Below are 25,559 nucleotides of genomic sequence, written 5' to 3'. Positions count from 1 at the left end.
TTCAACGCGCGGTCAGTGCCAGCCGGTGCTTCAGCCGTTCCAGATGGCGGGCGAATTGCTGGTGGCCGGCGTTGGTCTCCTCGGCAAACTGCGCAAGGCGGAGCTGACCGGCCGCGCGCAGCCGCTCGCGCGTGCCGTCGGTCCGCAGGCTGACGATCGCATCCGCGAGCGAGCGCGGGTCGTCATAGTCGAACAGGATCGCCGCGTCGCCGGCCTGGGTCTTGAAGGCCTCGGGATAGATCACCGGCGTGCCGACCGCCCAGGCTTCCAGCGGTGGAAGATTGGTCGGGCCGAAATAGCTCGGCATCACCAGCGCCGCGGCGCCGCGATACAGCGCGCCGAGCTCGGCGGACTCGACGAAGCCGATGATGGAGATCTGGTCCGACAAGCCGTAGGCGCGGATCGCCGCATCGATCTTGTCGCGGCCGCCGCGATCCGATCCGCACAGCACCAGCCGTTCGGTAATGCCCCGCTCGCGCAGGCTTGCGAGCGCTGCGAGCAGCGTCATGTGGTTCTTGTGCGGCCAGAACTGCGCCGGATAGAACAGATAGCCCGGTTTGAGGCGGTATCTCGCCAGCACCGCCTCGTCGTCGGCGGCGTCGGACGTGGATTGGCTGACATAGGTGGAGGGTGAGAACGGGATGCAGACCGCGCGCTCCTTTTCCATGGCATAGCGGCGGCAGAGATCGTCGACCAGCTCCGGCGCGTTGACGATCACCACCGCGGCCTTGGTGCTGGCGAGGCCGAACAGGATCTCGCGGCGCTCGAATTCGCCGAACGTCCTCACTTCCGGAAATTCCGGCGCGTCGCGATGGCAGCCGTCGAAGATCGTGATGATGAACGGCAGCTCGTAGAGCAGCAGGTGCCGCTTCGAGGTCGAGGTGAAGTGCACGACGTCGATGCCGTCGCGGATCAGCGCACGCTCGAACGGCGATTTCAGCTTCAGCGCGATCTGGACGAGATCGAACGGCCCGCAATATTTCAGGAACAGGAAGACATGGTCGAGCGGGCCGAACTTGAGCAGGCGCGCCGCGACGCCGAACTCCTTCAGGATGTCCAGGGTCTTGGGATAGGGCGAGTACACCACGATCTCGTTGCCCGACTTGGCCGCCCAGTCGCGCAGCCAGAGCAGGTCATTGAGCGGCTGCTGGAAGCCGCCGCCGACCTCGAGTGCCTGTTCCAGCATCACGGCGAGCCGCAGCGGTCTCACGGTGCAACACTCTTTCTGGCGACTGCATAGGCCGCCCAGCTCTTCGAGCTCGGCGCGTCCTGCGTCAGCCATGCGGCGTGAGCGGCGCGCTGGAAGCCGCTCGCCGCAAGCGCCGCGTCGATCTCGAACGGAAACCAGTAGCGCATGCGGTGCGCTTCATCGACACGCTTGATCGTGGCGCGATCCATGTCCTCGCAGAACAGGGTATAGTTCACGGTGACGGTCGCGGCCTGTTCGTCATGATCGGATTGCGCAATGCGGGTGAGGCGCAACGGCTTCTGCTCGATCACCTTGACGCGCGTCTCGACGCCCTGCGCCAGCACGGCGCCGCCATACCAATAGTCGAAAAAGAAGACGCCGCCCGGCTTCAGCGCCGCATGGGCCGTGCGGAACATGGCCGTCAGCGCATCGCGGCTGGTCTGATAGCTTGCGACGTGGAACAGCGACACCACAGCGTCGAAATCGCGTTCGGCACCTGTCTCGCAGACATTACCTTGTCGGAACGGAATCGACAGTCCGACCTGCCCGGCGCGCGTCCTGGCGCGCGCGATCATCTCGTCGCTGAGATCGATGCCGGCGACGCTCCACCCCTGGCGCGCGAAGGCGAGCGCATGCAGGCCGGTGCCGCAGCCGAGATCGAGCAGCATGCCCGAGGATACGCCGTGGTCGCGCAGGCGCGCTTCGACGAATGCCGTCTCGGCCGCGTAATCCTTGTCCCGATAGAGAAGATCATACCAGGGCGCGTAGTCGGCGAACACCGTCACGCCAGGATCTCCTTCAGCGCCGCGGCAGAGCGGGCGATCTCGTCGTCGGTCAGGGCAAGCCCGCTCGGCAGGTAAAAACCGCGCCGGGCGATGTATTCCGCATTCGGATGGCTTTCGTCGCGCATCAGGCCCATCCCGCGCAGCACCGGTTGCTCATGCATGCACCAGAAGAACGGCCGCGTTCCGATGCCCTTTTCGCCGAGGCGCCGCATCGCCTCCTTGGCGTCGAACGGCACGTCGTCGTTCAACACGACGCCGTAGACCCAGTAGATGTTGTCGGCATAGCCAGTGCAGGCGACGGGGCGGCGGATGCGGTTGAGGCCTGCGAGATGTTCATCATAGAGCCGGCCGATCCGGCGCTTGATCTCGACTGTGCGCGGCAGGCGCTCGACCTGGGCGACGCCAAGCGCAGCCTGGAGATTGGTCATGCGCGCGTTCCAGCCGAGCTCCTCGTGGACGAAGCGTTGCTGCGGCTGGAAGCAGAGATTGCGGTAGCCCTGCAGCCGATCGGCGAGCGCGTCGTCGTCGGTGAGGATCATGCCGCCTTCACCGGTCGTGATGTGCTTGTTCGGATAGAAGCTGAAGGTCGAGACATCACCGAAGCTGCCGCAGGGCGCGCCGCGATAGGTCTGGCCGTGCATCTCGGCGGCGTCCTCGATCACCTTCAGATCGTGCTTGCGGGCCAGCGCCAGGATCGGATCGAGATCGACCGGCAGACCGTAGATGTGGACCAGCATGATCGCTCGCGTGCGCGGCGTGATCGCAGCTTCCACGCCCTCGGCCGTCATGTTCCAGGTCGCGGCATCGCAGTCGACCCCGACCGGGACGAGGCCGGCGCGCACCAGGGCGGCGGCGCAACTGATGATCGTGAAGGTCGGGATAATGACTTCCGACCCCTCATCGAGCCCAAGGGCATGGACGGCGATGTCGAGCGCGACCGAGCCGTTGGTGACAGCAATGCCGTGGCGCCGCCCGGCGGCCTCGGCCATCGCCTGCTCGAAGCGCTTGATGAACGGTCCCTCCGAGGAGATCCATCCGGTCCGGATACATTCGGCGAGATAATCGGCTTCGTTGCCGTTGAGCAGTGGCGTGTTGACGGGAATGAACGGTGCGGTCACGGGTTTGGGCCTTTGATCCGGATTTCGGACGGGGAGGCTTCGGCAAACCGGGTCTTGTCGTTCTCGCCGGAATAGGGACCTTGCTTGATCTCGAACATCTCGAGCGGCTCGAGCACGTGGAAGCCGTGAGCGCCGCTGCAGAGCAGGATGATGTCGCCGGCGCCGAGCACGCGGCTTTCGAGATATTTTTCTTCGACGGTGTAGAAATCGACCTGGAGCTTGCCCTTCTGGATCAGCAGGACCTCCTGGGTATAGTGCACCTCGCGCGTCACCTTGTTGTGGCGGTGGGGCTCGATGGTCTTGCCTTGCGGATGGCTCATGAAGGCGAGCTGCTGGGACAGCTCCGGCGTCGAAAAGAAGTGGATGCCCGGCTCGCGGAACGAGGCCCGCACGATGATCGCGTAGAGCTGGTCGCCGAATCGAACTTGTTCGACGTGTTCCATCGTGAGCCTCGAAAAAATCGCTGTGATTAGAGAGAGATAGCGGTCCCGCTGTGCACTTTGGCCATTTTGGCCGGGACCGTCAAGGGCGGACGGATCATGAGTATTGCTCCGCCTGCCGATGCGGAATTCAGCCGATGTAACCAAGGATCTCTTCGACACGCCGGCGAAAAGTGTGTGCGGCAAACGTCCTGGCCTGTCCCGCCTTGGCTATGGACTGGCGCGCCGTGTCGTCGGCGAGATACCGATCGATCAACGTGAGACAGTCCTCGACGCTGCGCCACGCGACGACCTCGCGCTCGGGAGCGAACAACGTGTGCAGATTGTCCTTGAAGTCGGTGAGCAGGAACGCGCCGACGCCGGTCGCTTCGAACAGGCGGGCATTGCCGGCCTCGCGGCCGGCCATGTCGATGTGCGAATTGAGGGTGACGCGGGAGGCGCGCAGTGCCTGGTACATCTCCACGCCCCACACCTCGCCCTGGTAGCAGCGGTGCAGCGGCGAGGAGGCGGGAAGGGAGTGCAGGCCGCTGCCGAACAGTTTGAGATCGTAGCGCCGCGCCACCGCTTCGAGCTGCGCGACGCGAAGCTGGTGATCGGCTGACACGGCCCCGACGAAGGTGACGTCGAATTCTTGCGAGGGCGGCGGCGGCAGGACGTCGAGGATGTCGGGGTCGAAGGCGAGATGGACCACTTCGGCGCGCGCTCCGTGGGCACGGAAGAAGTCCACCACCGCGGCCATCTGCGAGATCATGAGATCGTAGACCGACCAGTCCTCGCCGTGTGAGGGCGAGATGCCGATCTGGCCGATCAGGATCGGGCGGCCGATCCCTTTGATCCGGCGCGCGAGGCGCGTGTCGACGTGAAACAGGTCCTGGTTGAGGACGAGATCGGGCTTGAAGTCTTCGATCTGCGCCAGCAGGATCTTCTCTGCTTCGGCATCGAGGCGCGGGCTGAGGCCGACCTTGCGCGCGAGCGGCCGCAGCACCGGCTTGAAGGGGGCGACTGCGCGTTGCAGCCAGCCGGGAACGGCATCGCGCGCGGCCGGCGTGCCGGGCGGCGGCGGCTCGGTCACGGCAAGGCCGTGCTCGCGCGCCCAGGCCGCCCGCATCCAGGGATTATTGACATGGATGTCGGCGGCGGCGTGCCCAAGGCCGGCGAAATTGCGCGAATAGAAATCGGCGACGCCGAACAGGCTGGCGTTCCGCGCTGCCATCTGCACCGCGTAAGGCGCGTTCTCGAGGCCGGGCGTGCGCCGGTAGAGCCAGGCGAGGAAGCGCGGATAGTCGGCGTTGAGGATCAGGATGCGCACGGCGTCAGGGCTTCGTTTCGAACAGGGTGCGGGGCATCACGTACCAGAGCAGGAACAGAAGCACGGTGCCGTGGGTGAGCAAGGCGACGGAGAGCGGCACGTTAAGCAGGATGTGCGGCAGCACACCCGACGACATCAGCACGAAGCGGGGCGGCAGGCCCGCGGAGGCGCGGTTGCCGAGCGCCAGCACGAGGCCTGCTGCGAGTGCGGTCAGCGGCGCCAGCCACGGGCCGACGGACGCAATGCCTTCGGTCGCAAACAGCGAGGCGTTCACATTGCCGAAGTCGTAGGTGTTCTGCATCATTACCGCGAGCGGCTCATCGTAAGGACAATGCATCAGCGGCTTGAGAACGGAGATCTGGCAGAACCAGGTCAGCGGGTGGCTGGCGAAGAAATCGTTGTAGAGCTCGAGCGCGCCCGATGCCGTCGCCATCATCCGGATATTGACGATATCAAAATACCTGCCGGGAATGCTCCTCAGGCTCGCCTCCGTCACCCAGATCACGAGCAGCCCGATCAGCATCGGGACGAAAATCGAGGCGATGACCGATGCTCTCGCCTCCAGGAGGCGCGACAGCACGACCAGCGCGATCAACCAGGCCGGTGTGAAGAACGCGAACTTCGTCAGGGTGATGGGATAGAACAGCAGGAGCAGGACCAGCGCCAGTCCTGCGCGCCACCGATGACCCAGCAGCCAGTAGCTGGCGAATGCAAACGGCAGCAGCGTGCTGGAAACCCATCCGATGAGATATCGCAGCAATCCTGGAAATTCGAGCGTGTCACGGTAGTCATAGATGTTCGCGATCGAGACCAGGCGGAAATTGTAGGTCGAAGCGACGGCGATGGTGACGATGGAGACCAGGAGGATAAGCGTCAGCAAATGCTCGAAGCGGGCATTGGACATGGGCGCGAACTGCCGCAGCGGCGCCCGGATGAACAACATGGGCATCAGGAAGAGCAGCAGCGCCAATGCTGCCGAAACTCCGGCAAGCAATCGCGGGTAATTGTAGTCGGAGAAGACGTCGATCCACAGGAAGCCCAGGATCATCGTGTAGAAATAGAACCCGACGAAATAGCCGAAGCAGAAGCGGGCGGAGGCGAACAGCAGCGAGACGACGGAAAAGCCGGCTGCCACGAGAACGGCGATCCAGAGGCGCCTCGGGTTGAAGTCGATGGAGAGTTGGAAGGTCGCGACCTCGATCAGCGACAGGCAGGTAACGGCGCTGTGCAGCAGCACCAACCTCGTCAACGCGGCTTTCGAGTCCAGCCGGGCCCGCAAATCGCTGATGATGCCGGCCGGTGCGCTCATGGCGGAAGCTCGCTGCGGACGATGGACGTTGCGAGCAGGTCAGGCGATGTCGAGCGAGTGCTTGAAGTAGGCGATCGTCTCCTTCAGCCCGTCCTCGAGCGCGACCTTCGGCTCCCAGTTCAGCACCGCCTTCGCCTTGGCAAGGTCGGGCTGGCGCTGGCGCGGGTCGTCCTGCGGCAGCGGCTTGAACACCAGCTTGGAACGCGAGCCCGTGAGCTTGATGACCTTCTCGGCGAGTTCGCGGATCGTGAACTCGGAATTGTTGCCGAGGTTGATCGGGCCTGTGATGTCTTCCGCCGTCACCATCAACCGCATGATGGCCTCGACGAGGTCGTCGACATAGCAGAACGAGCGGGTCTGCCCGCCGTCGCCGAACACGGTGATCGGCTCGCCCTGGAGTGCCTGCACGATGAAGGACGACACCACGCGACCGTCATTTGGCTGCATGCGCGGACCGTAGGTATTGAAGATGCGCGCGACCTTGATCGGCAGGCCGTGCTGACGCCAATAGTCGAAGAACAGCGTCTCGGCGCAACGTTTGCCCTCGTCGTAGCAGGAGCGGATGCCGATCGGGTTGACATTGCCCCAGTAATCTTCGGTCTGCGGATGGATCAGCGGATCGCCATAGACCTCGCTGGTCGAGGCCTGGAAGATGCGGGCCTTGAGTCGCTTGGCGAGCCCCAGCATGTTGATGGCGCCGTGCACCGAGGTCTTGGTGGTCTGCACGGGATCGCGCTGGTAGTGGATCGGTGAGGCCGGGCAGGCCAGGTTGAAGATCGCGTCGACCTCGATGTAGAGCGGGAAGGTGACGTCGTGCCGGACCGCCTCGAACAGCGGATTTGCGATCAGGTGGGCGATGTTGCGCCGGCTGCCAGTGAAGTAGTTGTCGACGGACACCACCTCGGCTCCCGTATCGAGCAGTCGCTCGCAGAGATGCGATCCGATGAACCCGGCGCCCCCGGTTACGAGGATGCGGCTGTTCTTGTAGTTTTCAAACGGCATGATCGGGTTCCAGCTGGATCTCGGGACGGTCCTCCCGGTGCGGCCGGCAGAGTGGTATCGGCTACGGGCGGAAACGCCAATAGCCTTGCGTAAGGTAATAAAATACCTCTTGACCACAGAAGTGCTTTGAGGACCGATGATTTTCCAGGTTCGGCCACTTCGTATAGAAGCCGGTCTGGACTACGCGGGGAGCGTGCCTCCCGTTCGGAGCAGGTGAATGAAAGTCGTAATTCTTGCGGGAGGCCTGGGCACCCGAATCGCGGAGGAGACCACCACGCGGCCGAAGCCGATGGTGGAGATCGGCGGGCGGCCCATCCTGTGGCACATCATGAAGATCTACAGCCATTATGGCTTCCATGATTTCGTGATCTGCCTTGGCTACAAGGGCTTCATGATCAAGGAGTATTTCGCCAACTACTTCCTGCACATGTCCGACGTGACCTTCCACATCGCCGAGAACCGGATGGAAGTGCATCGCGAGACGGCCGAGCCGTGGCGGGTCACGCTCGTCGATACCGGCGAGGACACCCAGACCGGCGGCCGGCTGAAGCGGGTGTTGCCTTATGTCGCGGACGAGCCCTTCTTCGCGTTGACTTATGGCGACGGTGTTGCCGACATCGACCTTGCCGCCGAGATCGCTTTCCACAAGGCGCACGGGCGGCGCGCCACCGTTTCGGTGGTGCGGCCGGCCAAGCGGTTCGGCGCGATCGCGATCGAGGGCGACCGGGTCGTCAATTTCGAGGAAAAGCCCAATGACGACGGCGGGTGGATCAATGGCGGTTTCTTTCTGTTGTCGCCGTCGGTCGGCGAGCTGATCGCAGGCGACAGCACGATTTGGGAGCGCGAGCCAATGGAGCAGCTCGTGCACGGCGACGATCTGCGCGCCTACGTGCATCACGGCTTCTGGCACCCGATGGACTCGCTGCGCGATCGTAACTTCCTCGAGGGTGAGTGGGCCGGCAACCGCGCCAAATGGAGGGTCTGGTGACGGATCCGGCATTCTGGCGCGGCAAGAAGGTCTTTCTCACCGGCCACACCGGCTTCAAGGGCGCCTGGGCGTCGCTGCTGCTGCGCCGCCTCGGGGCCGACGTCTATGGCTATGCGCTGCCGCCGACACATCAATCCGCGCTATTCGTCGCGGCGCGCATCGCCGACGACATCAAGCACCGCGTCGCCGATATCCGAGATCTCCGCACCTTGCGTTCTGCAATGGCGGAAGCCGAGCCCGACATCGTTATCCACATGGCGGCGCAAGCGCTGGTGCGTCCCTCCTATGAGGAGCCGGTCGAGACCTTTGCGACCAACGTGATGGGCACGGTGCATGTGCTGGAGGCGGCACGGCCTCTGCGCTCGGTGCAGGTGATCCTGAACGTCACCAGCGACAAATGCTACGAGAACAACGGTATGGGCGCCGCCTTCGGCGAGGGCGACCGGCTTGGCGGTGACGATCCCTACAGCAACAGCAAGGCCTGCGCCGAGTTCGTGACGCATTCCTACCGCCACAGTTTCTTCAACGCGACGGGGGCGGCGCGCGTCGCCACTGCGCGTGCGGGCAACGTCTTCGGCGGCGGCGACTGGGCGCGCGACCGCCTGGTGCCCGATGCGATGCAGGCGTTCCTGGCCGGCGAGGCGCTCCGCATCCGCAATCCCAATTCTGTGCGGCCCTGGCAGCACGCGCTCGACCCGGTGCTCGGCTATCTCTCGCTGGTCGAGCGATTGGCGGGCAATGAGCGCTTCGTCGGGGGCTGGAATTTCGGACCGGATGCCGCAAGCGAGGTGCCGGTCGGGACCGTGGTCGATCATCTGATTGCGCTGTGGGGCGACGGCGCGCGGTGGACGGCCGACGCCGGCCCGCATCCGCACGAAGCCGCCTATCTCAGGCTCGACTGCGCGAAGGCGCGGAGCGAACTCGGCTGGACACCGCGGCTCGATCTGGCGCAGGGCCTTCGCCTGACTGTGGACTGGTACAAGGCGCTGCGTGAGGGCCGGGACCTGCGCAGCTTCTCGCTCGATCAGCTCGACCAGGTCACTGGCGCTGCGCAGGCCTGATCAGACCGGCAGATCGAGGATCTCGGCGATGCGGTCCTCTGCCGAAACCGCGTGCTTCAGGTGCTCGCCCGACAAGACCGCCAGATAGGATTTGAGCAGGACGACGAGCACGAGGATGGCGCGCTCGACGTCGGGCGAAAGGCCGGTCCGGCCGAAGGCGGCCTCTTGGAGCAACGGCCGGTTCTCCATGAAGGTCAGCCAGTAGAGGTAGTCGTAGCCGGCGATGCCGCGGAATGCATCTTCCCAGTCGATGACGCGCCGCACGCCGCCCTGGAGCATGATGTTCTTCGGCCCGAAATCGCCGTGACAGAGCGCCTCGGGCAAGTCCGCGTGACGATCTTCGAGCAGCCCGATCAGCCTGCGCACCTCGGCCGCGCTGGCCTGCTTCAGCAGGCCGCGGCTCGAAAGCGTCTTCAGTGCCTCTGCGGCGGACGCCAGATAGTGATCGAACGAGGCAAGCCCAGCCGGCTGCCAGTCGTTGAGCCGCTCACTGCACGCGTAGGCGATTGCGGCGGCATCAGCGGGCGGCATCGGGGCGGCCTGCGGCACCAGCACGGGCATCATGAGGCAGAGCCGCGCCGCTCCATTCGCGAGCGAGATCTCGAAACGGTCGAGCACGATCGTGTTGCCGTAGAGCTGGTCGAGGATGTCGGCTTCCTTGGCGAGGCTGGCGCGCGCGCGCGTGCCTGGCAGATGCGTCTTCAGAAACCGCTTTTCGCCGGCGATATCCGCGTCAAAGCAGGCACCAAGCGTGCCGCCGGGCGCCGGCGCAACGGTGACGTCGCGGCCCAGGGATTGCAGATGCTGTAGCAGCGCGGGCAGGATGCGCGCGCGGTCGGCGGCGATGTCGGGGCGGTCGTCGGTTTCGAAGAACGCGATCTTACTCAGCACGATAGAGCGGGCTCAGATAGTCGATCCGGTCGTAGCCGAAATGACGGGCGAGTGCCGCGGTGCCCTGTGCGATCTGTTTGCGCTCCTCGTCCGAGAGTTCCTGAATCACGGCCTGGTTGTAGTCCTTGGTGCTCTTGAGCACGGTTCCCCAAGGTGCGATGGAGTCCTTGATCTCGACGCCGTTCCAGCTCGGATAAAGCATGGAGTCGGCGAAGGGCACGCCGATGAATCCAGCCGCCTCGGTCATGAACTTGCGCTTGTCGTCGACGAGGTCCTCGTAACGGAAGATCCGTACGTTCTCGGGGTACATCCTGGCAAACATCTCGACCGTCGAGTGATAGATGTTCCAGGTGATCAGGTATTTGGTCAGCGGCTGCGGGAACGGGCGGCGCTTGGTGTCGCGGTAGGCCGAGAACGGATTGCGCACGATGTGCAGGATGCGGACGTTGGGAAAATCGCGCACCATGCGATCGGCATCGATCCCGATGGCGGGCGAGTAGCCGACATGGACCATGCCCGGCCGCGGCTTGACGTAATAGTTCTCCCAGGCCGCGAAGGTCGCGCGGAAGAAGGCTTCGATCACCTGGCGGCGGAAGATCGGCGGCTCGCCGACGATGCGGGCGAACTCGGCGACCCGCTTCTTCTCGTCCATCACGCAGTCCGCATCGCGGAACTTGGAGCCGTTGCGCTTGCGCAGGAAGGTCTTCAGCTCCTCGTCGATCATCTGCTCATAGAGCTCGGTCGCCGTTAGCCCCTCCGGGAATTCGGGATAGCGGTACTGGACGCGCTCGACCGAGGCCAGGAAGTCGTTGAAGTTGCGGTTGCCGAGCTGCGATTCGAAGGGATAGACGAGCAGGTCGGGATGACCGTCGAAGTGACGATGGGTGACGTTTCCGCCGTGCTCGAAGCCTGCGGAAACCATGGCCAGCCTGAAATCATTCATGCGTCTACCCCTGCGTCGTCGAACCTCGATCCGGCCCTCCGTTTAGCCGCATGGGCCGGATAATCAAGTTCGGATCGCCTTTCGGCCGTGCCGGGAACGTGGCCCGGGCAGGGGGACTTGCCGAAGCGGGACATTGACGGGGCCGGGGTAGCTGATCTACCCGGGGCTTATGCGTGTTTTTGCCACCGGCGCGAGCGGTTTTCTGGGCTCCTATCTCGTTGCGGACCTCATGGCGCGGGGGCACGAGGTGGCCGTCCTGTTGCGGCCGGCAAGTTCCTATTGGCGCCTCGGGCAGCTTCATGACCGGCTGCACGTGATCCCGGGCAGCCTGGAGCATCCGGAGGGGCTACGGGGAGCGCTGGGGGAGTTCGCGCCGGACGCCGTCGTGCACATGGCCTGGCGCGGCGTCGCAGGCAGCGATCGCAACAGCCCGGTTCAGGCCGTCAATGTGGCGGATACGGTAGGCCTCGCCCAGCTCGCGGCCGAGGCCGGCGCCAGGATCTTCGTCGGAGCCGGATCGCAGGCGGAGTACGGACCCTATGATCGTCCGATCCGGGAGGACGACGCGCCACGGCCGACGACATTGTACGGTATGGCCAAGCTCGCGGCCGGATCGATGGCGATGCGCCTGTGCGAGGAGCGCGGCCTGCGTGCCGCATGGCTCAGGATTTTCTCGACCTACGGCCCGAAGGACGCCGATCACTGGCTGATCCCGAGCATGATTCGGAACCTGCGCTCGGGACATCGTATGGCGCTGACGGCCTGCGAGCAGCGCTGGGGATTTCTGCACGCGCGCGACGCCGCGAGCGCTTTCCGGCTGGCGATCACGCATGAAGCGGCGAGCGGCATCTTCAACGTCGGCAGTGCGGACGCGCCGCCACTGCGTGAGACGGTGACGCAGCTGCGCGATCTCGTCGACCCCGGCGCCGCTCTCGGCTTCGGCGAGTTGGCGTATCGGCCCGATCAGGTTATGGTCCTCGCTGCGGACGTTTCGCGCATGCTTGCCTTGGGCTGGAAGCCCGAAGTGCCGTTGGATCAGGGACTACGCGAGACGGTAGAGTGGCATGACGCGACCAAATCTTCCTGAGCCGAAAGAATTCGCGCGACGGATTCGTGCGCACGCGTTGCGCATGGTGCATGCCGCGAAGGCCTCCCATATCGGCGGTTGCCTCTCGATGGCGGACATCCTGGCGGTGCTGTACACGCGGATCCTGCGCGTCGATCCCGCCGAGCCGCAAAGCCCGAACCGCGATCGCTTCGTGCTCAGCAAGGGCCACGCCACGGCGATCATGTACGCTACTCTTGCCGAATGCGGTTTCTTTTCTCTGGCCGAGCTCGACACCTATTGCCGCGACGGTTCGATCTTCACCGGGCATGTCAGCCACGCCGTGCCCGGCGTCGAGGTTTCGACCGGCTCGCTCGGCCATGGCCTGCCGATTGCAATCGGTATGGCGCTGGCCGCGCGAAATGCGGGTGCGGGCAGCCGCGTGTTCTGCCTGCTCAGCGACGGCGAATGCGACGAGGGCTCGAACTGGGAGGGCATCCTGTTCGCGCCCCATCACAAGCTCGACAATCTCTGCGTCATCGTCGACTTCAACAAGATCCAGAGTTTCGGCTCGGTCGCCGAGGTGTTGAACTTGGATCCGTTTGCCGAGAAATGGAAAGCGTTCGGCTGGCAGGTCGAGGAGATCGACGGCCACGACCTCACTGCGCTCGAGCGTGTGCTGGGCGGCGTACCCGCGGCGTCGGGTCGGCCGACCGTCGTGATCGCCCACACCGTGAAGGGCAAGGGCGTGAGCTTCATGGAGAACAAGCTCGAATGGCACTACCGCTCGCCTTCGGATGAGCTGCTCGCGCAGGCGCTGGCCGAGGTCGGCGCATGAGGACAACGTTCATCGAGAGCCTGTCGCAGGCTGCAAGCGAAAACCCCGACATCTGGCTGCTCTGCGGCGATCTCGGCTACTCCGTGCTGGAGCCGTTCGCGGCGAAGTTTCCCGATCGCTATCTCAATGTCGGAGTGGCCGAGCAGAACATGGCGGGGATCGCCGCCGGCATCGCCCTGTCGGGCAAGACCGTCTTCATCTACTCGATCGGAAATTTCCCGACGCTGCGCTGCCTCGAGCAACTCCGCAATGACGTCTGCTACCACGGTGCCGACGTCAAGGTCGTGGCGGTGGGCGCCGGCTATGCCTATGGCAGCCAGGGCTACACCCACCACGCGCTCGAGGATGCGGGGATCATGTCGATGCTGCCGGGCATCGAGGTGTTCGTGCCCTGCGATCCCATGGAGGTGCGGGCTGCGACGCGTCTGATCGCAGGAAGCGGCAAGCCCTCTTATCTGCGGCTCAGCCGTCAGGGGGAGCCGAATCTCGGCGCCGCTGTGACCGATCTGCGCAAGCCCAGGATTTTGCGTGAGGGACGGGAGATCGTTATCCTCGCGTCCGGTCCGATCGCCTCTCGTGCGCTGGAGGCCGCCAGCGAACTCGCCGGGCGCGGCAGGGACGTCGGCGTGGTCAGTGTCTCCTGTCTGAAGCCGCTCGACGAGGTCGCGATCCGCGACGCCGTGCGCGAGGCCTCACTCATCGTGACGCTGGAAGAGCACATCCTGCGCGGCGGCCTGTTCAGCCTGGTGGCGGGCGCGTTTGCCGCAGACGCGGTGCGGCCGCCGATTACGGGCATGGGCATTCCCGAGCAGGGAGGGAAGACGTCGAGCGCGGGGTCGCGCGAGGCGCTGCTCGATGCCGCGGGCCTCTCGGCTGAGGCGATCGCCGCGCGGGTCGAGCAATCTCTGGCGAAGCGCTGACGCTGCCTGCGCGTCACGCGCCGGGCGGCGGTGAGGGATCGAAATTGACGCGCTCGCGCTCGAACACCACGGGCTTCTCGCGCACCTGTCCGTAGATCGCAAGAACGTACTCACCGATCATGCCCATGAAGAACAGCTGTACGCCGCCGAAGAAGAACATGGCGACGATCAGGGTGAGGATGCCAGGTTCGGCGAGCTTCTGATAAAGCACCAGGCCGATGATGAAGTTGACGATCGCGTATGCGATGCTCACGGCCGAGATCAGAAAGCCCGCGAACAGGCCGAATCGGACCGGCGCGGTGGTGAAGGACACCAGCCCGTTGAGGCCCTGATCAATCAGCGCGCTGGCTCGGTTCTTCGAAAACCCCTTCTTGCGCTCGCGCCAGGTGTAGGGCACGCCGACCATGCGACCGCCGCATTCGAACGTCATCATTCGCATGAATGGATAGGCGTCACGGACGTGCCGCATGGCCTCGACAACACGCCTGTCGACAAGCTGGAAGTCGCCGACTCCCGGAGGCACCTTGAGCTCGGAGAATCTGGTCAGCACGCGGTAGTAGGCGTTGCGGACGCCGCGCATCAGCCGCCCTTCCTCGCGTGAGGCGCGGATGCCGTAGACGATCTCGTTGCCGGCCTCCCACAGCTTGACGAACTGGGGCAGCAGCTCGGGCGGGTCCTGAAGGTCCGCCGGCATGAACAGCAGAACGGCGTCCCCGCTGCTTGCCATCACCCCGTTATAGGTGTTGCGCAACGGCCCGAAATTGCGCGCGTTGACGATGACTTTCACCGATGGATCCTGCGCGGCGATCTCACGCAGGATCTCGACTGTGCGGTCGTCCGAGGCGTTGTCGCAGAAAATATGCTCGCGCCGATAACCCTGAAGCTCGTCGTCGAAGATCTTCCGGATCGCCTCATAGCAATCCCTGATGTTGAGCTCTTCATTGTAGCAGGGCGTGATGACGCTGATTGTTTTCACGTTGGTGTCTCTGGAGCAGGGCAGGAGGTCATCGCGGCGTGCCAGCGGCACGGACGGCGGATTTTTGCAGGCAACAGACTGCACGGCGTCCAGCCCGCCCAGACCTGGCGAGGAGTTGCGCTGCCAGCGCAATGACACCTTGATCGTACACGCAAAGCCCCTCCAATCCAGGTCAGACTAGAGACAACCGATTCAGGTCGCAATGTCCATTTCCGGCTGTTGCAAGGCGGCTGCGTGCCGGGCCGCCGGCGTCACTAGAATTCCCGCCGTTTCAGCCAGGCCCGCGTACCCCAATGGGCAAAACACCAAGCCGATCTGATCAGCGAGAGTTGCTCGACGTTGCGGTAGATTTGCCAGACCCATTTGGCCGAGCGTGCCGGACGGCTGGAGACCGAGGAGCCCCTGACGCGGTAGCGCGCGAGGTCCTCGTTGAGGCCGTAGGCGGTGTGGCCGCGCTTGAGGATCGAGAGCCACAAACAGAAATCGTCATAGCCCTCGTTCTTCATCGCGATGGGGCCGGCGATCTCGCAGTCGACCATCGCGGTCAGCGTCGCGATCGCGGTGTTCTCCAGGAGCTGGCCATAGGTGAGCGAGGACGGCACCTCGATCAGCCGTCCGGTGACGGTGTTGGCCTCGTTGATGCGGCGGAAGGCGGTGTAGCTGAGGGCAGCCTGCCTCGCCTTTGCGAAGGCGAGCTGCCGCTCGAGCTTTTCGGGCAGCCACAGATCGTCGCTGTCGAGGAAGGCGAGATAGCGGCCCTGCGCGGCGTCGATCGACGCCTGGCGCGCAAGCGCCGGGCCGCCGTTCTTCGGCATCCGGATCAGCTTGACGCGCGGGTCACGCTCGCTGATGTCAGCGATGATCGCCGGCGTGCTGTCGGTCGAGCAGTCGTCCGCGATCAGGAGTTCCCAATCGGTGAAGGTCTGGCTCTGCACCGAGCGGATCGTCTCCTCGATCAGGCCTTCGACATTCCAGGACGGTGTGATGATCGAGACGAGCGGCATGATGGGTCCGTTCAGTTCGCACCGGCCGGCTCGGCGATGGCCGCGCGCAAGGAGGCCGCAAAAATGTCGAGCAGCTTGGGATCGCTGATATAGAGCTCGCCCGGAAAAGACCGGCGCCAGGCGGACTCGAAATAGGGCGCGCCTTTGGCCGGATCGAACGGCCCGGTGGAGAGTGCCTCGCGCAGGCGTGAGGGCACATCGGCCAGACGATCGACCGCAAAGACCAGCGGGCAGGAGCGGTAGAACGCATCGCCCATCACCACGACCGGCTTGCCGAGCAGCAGTGCCTCGGCGCCCGACTTGCTGTTGACGGAGATGACCGCATCGGCGCGATTGAGCACGGTGTAATTGTTGGTCTGCGGTGGCAGCAGCACGAAATTGTCGAACCTGCGCGCCAGTTCGAACAGGCGATCCGCCGAGATCGCGCCGATCTGCGCCGGATGTTCCTTCACCACGAGCACATGCGAATCCGGGATGGTGCGCAGCAGGAAGTCGACGGTCGCGACCTGATCGAGATAGTCCGGGGAGCGCAACGTCAGCGCCATGTCGGCAGGGACATGGAACGGATAGTAGACGAAGGGCGCCTCGGGGATCGGCTTATAGAGCTTGCGCAGCCGCGTCGCGTTGAGCGCCATCGCGGCGTGTACCCGGGCGTGGCGCAGATTGTGCCCGAACTCCTGGTGCTTGCTGAGCGCGAACTGGTCCCACAGCTTCTCGGTGAGGCGGCGCGCGTTGCGCAGGTTGACGACCTTCTTGAAGGCCGCCGAATAATGGTGCTGATCCTTCTTGGGGATGACGATCGCGCGCTGCGTCAGTGTGTCGTCCAGATAGGCGCGCACCTCCGATGACACGGCGTCCGCCGGCGTTCGCATCACGTCGGGTGCGCCGAGAGTGTCGGGTGTGAAGTACATCCGGCCACGAAAGAAAGAGGGTTCGATGAACCAGTTGCGGATGTTGCGGCGCCTGGCGGCGTAGAAGCTCGCGATCACCGAAAGGAAGCCGCCGAGCTCCTGCACCAGTTCGACGCCCTTGCCTTGCGTCTCCAGCCGGTCGAGCACGGTCTCCATCGCATTGGCATAGATCATGAAGCGCCGGCGCAGTGCCGCGGTGTCGCGGATGCCGAAAGTGAAACGCTCATGGCTGAACAGGAAATTGGTCCCGTCGAGCCCGTAGGCCGCAACGCGCGCGTCGAACGCTTTGCGATCGTCGGGCGCGGGGCCGGCCTTGAGGCCCTCGCGATACATGTTCGTGACCGGAACGCCTTCGGACGTCGACATCTCCGCGCTGCGGTCGTCGAAGGCCAGCAACTCGACATCATGGCCTGCCGTGCGCAACCGTTGCGCGACCGGAATCCAGAACCGGGTCTGGTATTCGGCAAGCGTGGTGATGAGAATCGTCTTTGCAGGTGTGGCCATGGCTCTATTGGGCGTGTTCGATCGCAATACTTGCGAGCGGCAAGCCCGTCGTCGCGCAATGCGCGCGTCTTGCCGTGAATTGAGACGGGCTCGCCTGATCGTGAGCGGCGATGCGCTGAAGCAGGGTCTGGACGAAGGGCGGTGCGATCCGCTTGTCGCGCCGGGCGGGGTTGAACTGGCTGCGCAGCCGCTCCGTGACGGCAGAGCCGAGCGCGGCGCTGGCGGCGCCCTTGACGATTTGGCCGAGGCTCGGCTTGGCGCGCGTTCCCTTCACGGTCGCGAGCAGCGAGACGTAAGGCCGGCGCGAGCTCGCTACGCCGGTCAGGACATCGGCGACACGTTCGGCGGCTTTTCCGTCATTGAGGTGGAAGAAGGCCTCGATATCGGCGGCGTGAACGCGGGCGAAGTCGAAGGTCTCGGTCTCCCGTTCGATGTGATCGATGGTGCCGAGCAGTTCGTCGAACGAAGCGACCGGGCGACTCACGCGCGCGGGCAGTGCGGCATGGCCGGCGGTGACCGACGTGTTCAGATATTCAAGCTGGAGCGGCAGCTTTCCGAGCAACACCGATTCGACGGCCGTCCCGCAATTGAGATGGATCACCGCGGCCGCATTGCGGATGCGGTCGAGCACGCTGCCGGTGCCGTCGATCAGGACGTTGCCATGCCGCGCGAGCGCGTTGCGATAGACGTCCTCGCTCTCGAAGGGATGCGGGCGCACGAGAATGCTGCGGTCGGGCCGCGCGGCGGCGAGCCGGTCGAGCTCGGCGAGATAGTTGGTGAAGACCTGCTTCAGGTCCGCGATGAAACGATCGACATAGGCGCCATCCCAACCGGCCCGCACCATCGCCTCGCGCTCGCCACCCGGCTTGCCGGTGAACCGCGAATTGACCAGCGGAAAGTTGGCGTTGACGAGCAGATAGCCGCGCGGCTCGCCGTCGAGCAACGCGCGCCAGCGTGGGGCTGCAAAGTCGAAGCGCGGGCATCCGGTGAGGTGAAGCTGCTCGGGCTTCATGGTTCCGGCGGCCAGGAAGGCGTCGTGCAGCCGGTTGCCCCAGAAGAAATAGCCCGCCAGGATGTCGGCGTAGCCGCTGCCCTTGATGTGGGCGGCCATCGCCGGCGGTGAGTTGCCGCCCTTTTCCGCAAGCACGCCGCCTTCGGTATCGAGCACGTACAGCGCGAGGCCGGCCCTGGCGAAGCTGCGCATCAGGTCGAGATTGACGGGACGCGCGTAGTTGACGACCAGTGCGTCCAGCCCGAGCCGAGGGACATCGACGGCCTGCTCGTACATCGGCACCAGCGCGACGGAGACGCCGCGCCGCGCGAGTTGATAACCAAGCATGACTGCCCCCGGCAGGTCACGCTTGGGGTGATCGACCACCAGGCCTATGCGCAAGATGTGAGCTCCCGGCAGGTCCGTGTCAGAGCCGCATCACGGTGCGCTCGAGGTCCGTCAGGGCACCGACCGCGCGGAAACGCGCCGGCGGTTCGGGAAAGATGCGCGGCTGCTGGATGTAGGTTGCCGTGTACAGCAAGCGGCTGTGATCCGACTGGATCCGGCTGCCCATGTGCAGGCAGCGAGCCGTGTTGACGATGAAGGACGACAGGCGGGGCGCGATCATTTCCTTGACGGCGTCGGGACCGGTCTTGGCGAACACCTGCGCATCGCTCATGTGGCTCTTCAGCGAGTTGCGGAACGCCTTTGACGGCCCGGCCGGAATGAAGGTGAACGGACCGTCGGCGGTGTTTTGAACGTCGGTCAGATAGATGAAGAGCTTGCAGACGCGTTTGTCGTCGTGGTCGAGATGCCACAGCTGGGAGAAGCTTAACGCCTGGTTCGGTGTCGGTTGCGACAACGTCAGCACCACGTCCGACAATTGCGGCAGGTCATGCATGAAGTCGCCGATGATGCGCAGCGCTGCCGGCTGCAGGGCGTAGCGCACGAACGGATGGTCGGTGGCAAAGGCGCCGTTGACGAGATCCTCGTCGAGCAGGCTGACCCAGAACGATTTGTGCCCTTCCTTCTGCCGGCCGACCAGCTCCTGGAGGCGGTTCACCTTGCCGTCGGCGAACGATGCGACGGCTTCCGCGAGGCTGCGATCGACGATCGCGGACACGTCGACGTAACCGTCCTTGTCGAGCTTGCGGCTGGCCTCGGCCCATTCGGGCTTCGTCGGAAGCTGCTTCAGCAGCGCGACCCGCTTGGCGCGGGCCGGCAATTGCAGGCTGGTCAGAGCCGCCTTCAGCACCCAACCGAGATCGGTGCGGTTGACGTGCCACAGCAGGCGGCGGAACTGGCTGATCTTCGCCTTCTTCGGGGCAGGCCGATCAGCCGTCGTGTCGACGGTTGTCATGTGGGCTCCCAGCAATACAAAAAACCATCATTGTGGATCGTCGGCGCGAACGGCATGCGTTCGCGCGCCAAGACGCGGACGCGGCCCTGTCGCTCGTAATCGTCGAGCGTCGAGAACAGCTGCGTTTGGTAGTCGACCGAGCGGATGTACAGGAAGCTGACGATATCTCGCGGACTTGCGAGATTCAGCAGCTCCGTCGTCGGCTCGATGTTGATGACGCGTTTCGGCCGCGCAGCAATGATGTTGTCCACCACCTTGCGCACGTCATAAGGAATTTGCTCGATGCAGAAGTAGGTGAAAACAACCTGGTCCCTGATCGCAGCGTAGTTCGGGTCGTCGCCGTCGGTCAGGTCGATCCTGTCGAGCGATATCCGGTCCAACAGGCCATAATGGGCTGCGATCTCGCGGCCCGCTGCCACGCCGTTCGGCGCGATGTCGAACCCGCGCAGCCTCCAGTCGGGATGATTGAGGTGAAGTGACAGCAGGTTGATGCCGCAGCCAGCGCCGAGCTCGACGATCTCGGTGGCGCCGCCCGTGTGCCGCGCGAGCAGTTCGCCGAGGGCCCTGGCGCGATAGCGATAATAGTCGTCGGCCGCGACCCTGCAGATCTGATTGTCGACCTTGCGAAGACCCCGCGCGGGGTTCTTCGGGATCAGGAATTCGCCGATGCTTGAGGTCTTCGTCCAGGCCTTTTCCGACAGCGTTCGCTGCCAATGCGATAGATTGTACTCGGAATCAACGACGTCGGCCGTGCGTTTGACGCGGCGCATCGCGAAACGGCCGATGCTCCTTGCCGCATCCAGCGCATAAGTCGTCGCCTTGTCCGACAACGACGCCGGAGCGAAATCTGAGATGACGGCTTTCGTGTCTGTCGCGTGGATGTTCATTCAACTGCTTTTGGATGTCAGTCCCATCAGTTGTCCGACCGCTGGAAATACAGTCCGGTGCCGCTTTTCGAGCACGAGGAAGTATTGGAGCGTCCAGGTAATCAGACAGAAAACCATGGAACCGAGCGCGAGCTTTAGCACGCTGTCGAACCGAATGTAACCTGCAATTGTTGCTAGAAAAATGCTTGCCAGGATAAGGATTGCGAACTGGGTTCCGATGACCTTCGCGAAGCGATTGCGGTCGAGTTCGAGTGCACCGCGCAACTCTCCCAGCTGAAAGGGCAGAATGAGGATACTGCCGATGACCTGGCCGAGGATCAGGGCGCGTTCCGCGAACAGGTGCAAGGTCGCAGCGGAGACCGCCGCCCAGATCAGAAGCTGAACGGCTATCAGCCTGTTGAGCCTGGACTGCACCTCCGGCCGAGTCAGGAAGATCAGGCTGCCGATCGCCACATATTGGCTACAGATGGGAACCAGGAAGCTCAGGCCCATCCAGAACGCGTAGGGCGCAAGGAGGGGACCGATCCAGATATTCATGATCTCCGGCGAGAGGATCGCGGTCGCGGCAAGCGGCGGCACCACGAACATCGGCATCATGACGAGGCCGAGGTCGCCGAGGCGCTGGAACGACGTCGCGCTGCCGCGCTCGTCGAGGCGGCTGGCAACGGGAAGCAAGGCGGATGTCAGAAGGCTGACAACGACTTTGGAAACCCGCGACAATCGCACCAGCGCGTCATAGGTGCCGACCGCCTTGGGCCCGAACAGCAATCCGATCAGGAACGGCTGAAGCGGTCCGGAAATGCCGCCCATCAGTTTGCCCTGCAGCAGCAGCAGGCAGCGGTGCAGAATATCCTGCCGGATGTCCGGGGTCCACGGCAGCAACCGCACGTGCTTGTGCCGCAGCGCGACGAACGCGGCAATTCCAATGACGACGGCGCGGGCCACCAGCGTGGCGAGATAAATGTAGGCGACCATTTCAAAGCCTGCCGCCGCCCACGAGGCTGCGAATGTCAGGCCGACATAGGCTGCCGTTGACGTGACCTCCGCAACACGGAGCAGGTTGTAGCGCTCGAAGCCTTTGACGGTACCTTCCCACACCAGCGCCGGAACGAAGATCAGATTGGCGAGGGCCGTGTAGTGCATGATCCGGGTGAACGTCTCCACATGGACGGCGTCAACCTTCATCACGATGACGAACAGCGGCGTCGCAAACCATATGGTGGCGCTGAGGATCAAGGTGAGAGCCATGGAGACCACCCCCAAGAACGCGATCTGGCGACTGGCCTGCGTCCAATTGCGGTGCTCTCTTGCGCGCGCGACGACCTGGGTGGCGACCTCGGACAGACCGAGGTCGAGCACCGCCATCATGCCGCTGGGAAGCAGCAGCCGCGAGATGACGATGAGGCCGAACTCGGTCACCCCCCAGGTCCCGATGATCAGTGGAATGACCGCAAGGCCCAGCAAGGCGGCCACGCCGAAGGCAAGCGCCGAAATCACCGTATTCTGGATCAGGCGCTTGATCATCGATGTTTTGCTACCAGGCGCTCAGACCGCCGTCGACGGCGATGTTCTGGCCAGTCACGTAGGACGCTGCATCCGACACCAGGAACAGCATCGTCCCCACCATCTCGTCCGCGCGAGCCATGCGGCCGAGCGGGATACGGGCCCCATAGCGCGCCTTGAAGGTGTCGTTCTGCCCGCTCTCCACCCCGCCCGGGGTGAGGGTGTTGACGCGAACGCCCTTCGCCGCCCAGTAGGTCGCCAGGTGCTTGGTCAGGCCGATGACGCCGGCTTTGGACGCGGTGTAGACCGCGGGCGTGTTGATGGCGCGGCCGAGATATTCGGAGCCTTCGTAGATGCGCTGGTCGGGCGCCATCAGGCCGTAGATCGAGGCGGTCTGCACGATGGCGCCGTAGCCACGTTCGGCCATTCGGCCCCCGAACACTTGCGCTATGTTGAACATGCCGTCGAGATTGACCGCCATGATCTCCCGCCAGGTGTCCAGCGAGAACTTCTCGACGGGTGCAAAGAAGGCGTCGACGTCGCGGGTCTTGCTGGCGGCGTTGTTGAGCAGGATCGAGACCGGTCCGAGGTCCGCTTCGATCGCATCGGCCGTGTTGCGGACGGAACTTGGCTCGGTAATGTCGCAGCCATAACCTTTGGCGCGCACGGCATGGCGCGAGGCGACGTCGGCTGCCGCAGCATCGGTCGCGGCCTGATCGAGATCAACGATCGCGACGTTGGCGCCAAACTCGGCAAGGCCCTCGGCGAAGCGACGTCCGAGGATGCCGCATCCCCCGGTGACGACGGCGGTTCGGCCGGTCAGATCGAACAGAGCCTTGAAGCTCGTGGTCATCGCTTGAAGCTCCTCAGGCCGGCAGTCGTTGGCGCAGTAGCAGTTCCACCAGGGCAAAATCGAGATCGGAATCGATGTCGATCGAGCGTTCTTCCGGCATTTCGAACAGGCGAGTATCCGGATAGAACACCGAAGGCTGCTCCAGGAAGGACGCGACACGCCAGACATAGATCGACGCGTTCATGTCGAAGCAGCGCGGCGCATCCTGCCGGCGTGTGATCGGAGGCTCGGCGGTTTTGGAGAGGCCGACACTGCCATCGGCGCGCTGCTCGACCAGGTTGAAATAGGGCGAGCGTCGCGCCGGCGCGCCCGTGATGACGTTGCGCGCGCCGCTCTCGCGCAGCAGCGCGACTGCACCGGTGATGTCGGAGGCCAGGCGGAGCGGCGAGGTGACGTCGAGGTCGACGAAGATTTCCGGCGTCCGGCCCGTTTGCGCGATGGCCTGCTCGAGACAGTGGCGGATCGCCGGCAGCTTCGGTGCGGTATCGGTCGCCATCTCGTCCGGACGTTTGACCGCGATGTCGACGCCGGCCTTCAGGGCAGCCTCAAGCAGCGCGTCCGAATCGCTGCTGAAGGCGATCGCGTCGAACAGGCCAGTCTCGCGCGCCTGCGCGATGCTCCAGGCGAGCACGGGCCTGCCCAGGAGATCGCGTGCATTCTTGCCGACGACCCCTTTCGAGCCACCCCGCGCGCAGATGGTGCAGAGGGCGCTCATGGCGATATCCAGGTCTTGGTGCGCAGAGCACGCTCGCTGGCGTCGATCAGATGCACGACCCCGAGCGCCTCGGGCAGCGAGCAAGCCGGGCTCGCGCCACGCATCGCCGCGACATGCATGTCGCGATAGCTCTGGTCACGGTCGCTGGGGATCTCCGTTGCCTTGCCATTGATCGCAAGGCGGCTGCCGACGAGATCGGCTTCGATGGTGTCATCGTCGACATTGACCCGAATGCGGCGGATTCCCTGGCGGTCGAGATAGTCCATGTGGACGTGGACCGATGGCGCCCGCTGCATATCGAGCAGCAGGTCGAGGTGGTCGTCGACGTCGATGTCGCGGGCGCCGGACGCGCCGCCGAGCGCTGCGACGCGATGCCACGGCCCGAACAGCCACAGGAGATAGTCCAGTTCGTGGCTGAGATCACGCAGCACGCCGCCTCCGGCGTCGGCCGTGGCGGATGCGGTCGCGCGATGATCGCGGCCGGGCCGCCAGTCCCTGATGTCCTGGCCGACATAGGCGGCGACCGTGATCACGTCGCGGCCGCTTAATGTCTCGGCAAGCGCCGTCATGACCGGGTGGAAGCGCAGATTGTATCCAACGCTGACACGGGCAAACGGATATTTCGGGGGTGCTGCCGGTGTTGCGAACAGCGGCTTTTCGACAAGCACGTTGCCGTGGAAGCCGGCCTGCGCGAGCTCCTTCAGATTGTCCGCATGGCGCGCGGTCTCGGTGGCGATCACCACGTAGTCCGGATGCGCGCCCGCGACGGCCTGCGCGATCGATCCGTAGTCGCCGCCTTCGCGGCGGCTGACGGTCGCGACCCCTAGGCCAAGCTCGCGCAGGATGCGCGCATGCCTTGTGCCGATCGAGCCGAGGCCAACCACGACGGCTTTTGTGGAGGTCACGGGAAGACCTCGTGAAACTCCGCATGGGCCTGCTCGAAATCCTCAAGGCGGCCGATATCGAGCCAGTATTCGCGAATGGGATAGACCGCGACCCGCCCCTTGCCGGCGATCACGCGTTCCAGCACGGTCGGCATGTCGATGCTGACGCCCGGCGTGACATTTCTGAAGACGGACTGGCCGATCACATAGATGCCGGCACTGACGAACCAGCTCTCGGTCGGCTTCTCGCGGATGGCATCGAGAAAACCGTCCGACGTGGAAACCACGCCATAGGGCACGTGCACCTTGTGCTCGCGCACGGCCATCGTCGCTTCCGCCGGCGTTGCGTTATGGAAGTCGAGAAGGGCGCCGTAGTTGATCGTGGTGAGGATGTCGCCGTTGGTGACGATCATGGGCAGAGCCGGCGGCGTCTTGAAGAGGCCGAGCGCGCCTGCAGTCCCCAGTCGTTCCGTTTCGTGGACGTACTGGATCGTGGCGCCGAAGGCGGCGCCATCGCCAAAATAGTCCTTGATCGTCTGGGCCCTGTAGTTGACCGAAATGAAGATGTTGCCAAAGCCCTGCTGCACGACGTTGCGGACGATCGTCTCGAGCAGCGGCCGGCCGCCGACATTGAGCATCGGCTTCGGCATGTCGCGCGTCAGCGCGCCCAGGCGTTCGCCGAGGCCGCCCGCCATGATCAGGACAGGGTTTTGATAGTGAGCCGGTTCGAGCAGTTCGTCGAGCGTCTCGACCACGACCAGATGGCCGCCCTCGTCGACGAGCGGAAGCTGCTTGATCGACTTCTGCCGCATCAGCTGCAGGCGATCCTCGCGCGGCAGCGTCGCTGAAGCCGACACCGGCGCGCGGTTCATGATGTCGGTCGCGAGCCCGGTGAGCGGGATGCCGCGCAGCAGGCCGCGCCTCACGTCGCCGTCGGTGACAACGCCAAGCAGGCGGTTCTGGTCGTCGAGCACGAGCGCAATCTGAATGCTTCCGCTCTCGATGGCAGCAATGGCCTCGCCCACGCTCGCCTGTGTTCCAACGACGGCCTTACGCCAGGATTTCATGGCAATCTGCCTCGTATACGCCAGATATTGGGGGGCGGCCCACGGCTGAGCCTGCTATATCGCGGC

The 25,559-nt window shown here is 64.4% G+C and carries 25 protein-coding genes; 5 read left to right on the top strand and 20 right to left on the bottom strand.

Features of this window, described 5'->3' with window-relative positions; genetic code table 11:
• Position 1: 1 nt before the first annotated feature.
• The 7 genes from GGD62_RS08750 to GGD62_RS08720 all read right to left on the bottom strand — a co-directional run bounded on the left by GGD62_RS08750 (position 2) and on the right by GGD62_RS08720 (position 7,152).
• Positions 2-1,210, bottom strand: coding sequence for a glycosyltransferase family 1 protein (locus GGD62_RS08750; RefSeq protein ID WP_183708034.1), 1,209 nt, complete (start codon positions 1,208-1,210; stop codon positions 2-4).
• On the bottom strand, positions 1,207-1,974 hold the full coding sequence (locus tag GGD62_RS08745; RefSeq protein WP_183708032.1) for a class I SAM-dependent methyltransferase: 768 nt from the start codon (positions 1,972-1,974) through the stop codon (positions 1,207-1,209). The genes GGD62_RS08750 and GGD62_RS08745 overlap by 4 nt, the downstream gene beginning before the upstream one ends.
• Positions 1,971-3,092 (bottom strand): DegT/DnrJ/EryC1/StrS aminotransferase family protein, encoded by a 1,122-nt coding sequence (locus tag GGD62_RS08740; protein WP_183708030.1) that lies wholly within the window; start codon positions 3,090-3,092, stop codon positions 1,971-1,973. Before GGD62_RS08740 ends, GGD62_RS08745 begins: the two co-directional genes overlap by 4 nt.
• Positions 3,089-3,535, bottom strand: coding sequence for a hypothetical protein (locus tag GGD62_RS08735; protein WP_095425660.1), 447 nt, complete (start codon positions 3,533-3,535; stop codon positions 3,089-3,091). The genes GGD62_RS08740 and GGD62_RS08735 overlap by 4 nt, the downstream gene beginning before the upstream one ends.
• Before the next feature lie 127 nt (positions 3,536-3,662).
• Positions 3,663-4,841, bottom strand: coding sequence for a glycosyltransferase (locus GGD62_RS08730; protein ID WP_183708028.1), 1,179 nt, complete (start codon positions 4,839-4,841; stop codon positions 3,663-3,665).
• 4 nt (positions 4,842-4,845) lie between these two features.
• Positions 4,846-6,150 carry a hypothetical protein gene (locus GGD62_RS08725; RefSeq protein WP_183708027.1) on the bottom strand — a complete coding sequence of 435 codons (1,305 nt, stop codon included), beginning with the start codon at positions 6,148-6,150 and terminating at the stop codon, positions 4,846-4,848.
• 39 nt (positions 6,151-6,189) lie between these two features.
• A complete protein-coding gene (locus GGD62_RS08720; protein ID WP_183257291.1) occupies positions 6,190-7,152 on the bottom strand; it encodes a UDP-glucuronic acid decarboxylase family protein in 963 nt (320 codons plus the stop codon).
• 217 nt (positions 7,153-7,369) lie between these two features.
• On the opposite strand from GGD62_RS08720, the gene rfbF reads away from it, so the two are divergent.
• Together rfbF and rfbG are read left to right on the top strand one after the other, a co-directional pair.
• Entirely contained in the window at positions 7,370-8,140 is a 771-nt protein-coding gene (rfbF, locus tag GGD62_RS08715) for a glucose-1-phosphate cytidylyltransferase (protein WP_183257290.1), read from the top strand.
• Positions 8,137-9,201, top strand: coding sequence for a CDP-glucose 4,6-dehydratase (gene rfbG / locus GGD62_RS08710; protein ID WP_183708025.1), 1,065 nt, complete (start codon positions 8,137-8,139; stop codon positions 9,199-9,201). The genes rfbF and rfbG overlap by 4 nt, the downstream gene beginning before the upstream one ends.
• Here the strand turns inward: rfbG and GGD62_RS08705 are convergent, their stop codons facing one another.
• Entirely contained in the window at positions 9,202-10,092 is an 891-nt protein-coding gene (locus GGD62_RS08705) for a phosphotransferase (protein WP_183708023.1), read from the bottom strand.
• Positions 10,082-11,035 (bottom strand): sulfotransferase, encoded by a 954-nt coding sequence (locus tag GGD62_RS08700; RefSeq protein WP_183257287.1) that lies wholly within the window; start codon positions 11,033-11,035, stop codon positions 10,082-10,084. Before GGD62_RS08700 ends, GGD62_RS08705 begins: the two co-directional genes overlap by 11 nt.
• 169 nt (positions 11,036-11,204) lie before the next feature.
• On the opposite strand from GGD62_RS08700, the gene GGD62_RS08695 reads away from it, so the two are divergent.
• From GGD62_RS08695 to GGD62_RS08685, 3 genes are read left to right on the top strand one after another with little or no spacing between them, the layout of a single operon-like run.
• Positions 11,205-12,122: an NAD(P)-dependent oxidoreductase gene (locus GGD62_RS08695; RefSeq protein ID WP_183257286.1), complete on the top strand. Its 918-nt coding sequence runs from the start codon at positions 11,205-11,207 to the stop codon at positions 12,120-12,122.
• Complete coding sequence (locus GGD62_RS08690) at positions 12,100-12,918, top strand: transketolase (RefSeq protein ID WP_183708021.1); 819 nt, start codon at positions 12,100-12,102, stop codon at positions 12,916-12,918. The genes GGD62_RS08695 and GGD62_RS08690 overlap by 23 nt, the downstream gene beginning before the upstream one ends.
• Positions 12,915-13,838: a transketolase family protein gene (locus GGD62_RS08685; protein WP_183708019.1), complete on the top strand. Its 924-nt coding sequence runs from the start codon at positions 12,915-12,917 to the stop codon at positions 13,836-13,838. The genes GGD62_RS08690 and GGD62_RS08685 overlap by 4 nt, the downstream gene beginning before the upstream one ends.
• A 13-nt stretch (positions 13,839-13,851) precedes the next feature.
• Here the strand turns inward: GGD62_RS08685 and GGD62_RS08680 are convergent, their stop codons facing one another.
• From GGD62_RS08680 to GGD62_RS08630, 11 genes are all read right to left on the bottom strand, one after another.
• Positions 13,852-14,814, bottom strand: a complete 963-nt coding sequence (locus GGD62_RS08680) for a glycosyltransferase family 2 protein (protein WP_183708017.1) — start codon at positions 14,812-14,814, stop codon at positions 13,852-13,854.
• Between the two features lie 254 nt (positions 14,815-15,068).
• A complete protein-coding gene (locus GGD62_RS08675; RefSeq protein WP_183708015.1) occupies positions 15,069-15,818 on the bottom strand; it encodes a glycosyltransferase family 2 protein in 750 nt (249 codons plus the stop codon).
• 11 nt (positions 15,819-15,829) lie between these two features.
• A complete protein-coding gene (locus GGD62_RS08670; protein WP_183708013.1) occupies positions 15,830-17,233 on the bottom strand; it encodes a capsule biosynthesis protein in 1,404 nt (467 codons plus the stop codon).
• 4 nt (positions 17,234-17,237) lie between these two features.
• Positions 17,238-18,626: a surface carbohydrate biosynthesis protein gene (locus GGD62_RS08665; protein WP_183708011.1), complete on the bottom strand. Its 1,389-nt coding sequence runs from the start codon at positions 18,624-18,626 to the stop codon at positions 17,238-17,240.
• A gap of 25 nt (positions 18,627-18,651) precedes the next feature.
• A complete protein-coding gene (locus GGD62_RS08660) occupies positions 18,652-19,584 on the bottom strand; it encodes a hypothetical protein (RefSeq protein ID WP_183708009.1) in 933 nt (310 codons plus the stop codon).
• The gene (locus GGD62_RS08655; protein ID WP_183708007.1) at positions 19,581-20,471 is read right to left on the bottom strand and encodes a class I SAM-dependent methyltransferase; all 891 of its coding nucleotides are present in this window, start codon (positions 20,469-20,471) and stop codon (positions 19,581-19,583) included. The genes GGD62_RS08660 and GGD62_RS08655 overlap by 4 nt, the downstream gene beginning before the upstream one ends.
• Positions 20,472-21,995 carry a hypothetical protein gene (locus tag GGD62_RS08650; RefSeq protein WP_183708005.1) on the bottom strand — a complete coding sequence of 508 codons (1,524 nt, stop codon included), beginning with the start codon at positions 21,993-21,995 and terminating at the stop codon, positions 20,472-20,474. It abuts the gene before it with no gap.
• Positions 21,996-22,005: 10 nt separating this feature from the next.
• Positions 22,006-22,827, bottom strand: a complete 822-nt coding sequence (locus GGD62_RS08645) for an SDR family oxidoreductase (protein ID WP_183257276.1) — start codon at positions 22,825-22,827, stop codon at positions 22,006-22,008.
• Positions 22,828-22,840: 13 nt separating this feature from the next.
• Entirely contained in the window at positions 22,841-23,542 is a 702-nt protein-coding gene (locus GGD62_RS08640) for an acylneuraminate cytidylyltransferase family protein (protein WP_183708003.1), read from the bottom strand.
• The gene (locus tag GGD62_RS08635) at positions 23,539-24,447 is read right to left on the bottom strand and encodes a Gfo/Idh/MocA family oxidoreductase (protein ID WP_183708001.1); all 909 of its coding nucleotides are present in this window, start codon (positions 24,445-24,447) and stop codon (positions 23,539-23,541) included. Before GGD62_RS08635 ends, GGD62_RS08640 begins: the two co-directional genes overlap by 4 nt.
• Positions 24,444-25,493 carry a nucleotidyltransferase family protein gene (locus GGD62_RS08630; protein WP_183707999.1) on the bottom strand — a complete coding sequence of 350 codons (1,050 nt, stop codon included), beginning with the start codon at positions 25,491-25,493 and terminating at the stop codon, positions 24,444-24,446. Before GGD62_RS08630 ends, GGD62_RS08635 begins: the two co-directional genes overlap by 4 nt.
• Between the last annotated feature and the right edge of the window lie 66 nt (positions 25,494-25,559).

Source organism: Bradyrhizobium sp. ERR14 (genome assembly GCF_014198235.1).
GTDB lineage: Bacteria > Pseudomonadota > Alphaproteobacteria > Rhizobiales > Xanthobacteraceae > Bradyrhizobium.
The sequence above is the reverse complement of the archived record's forward strand: the minus strand, read 5'-3'. Positions and strand labels throughout refer to the sequence as shown.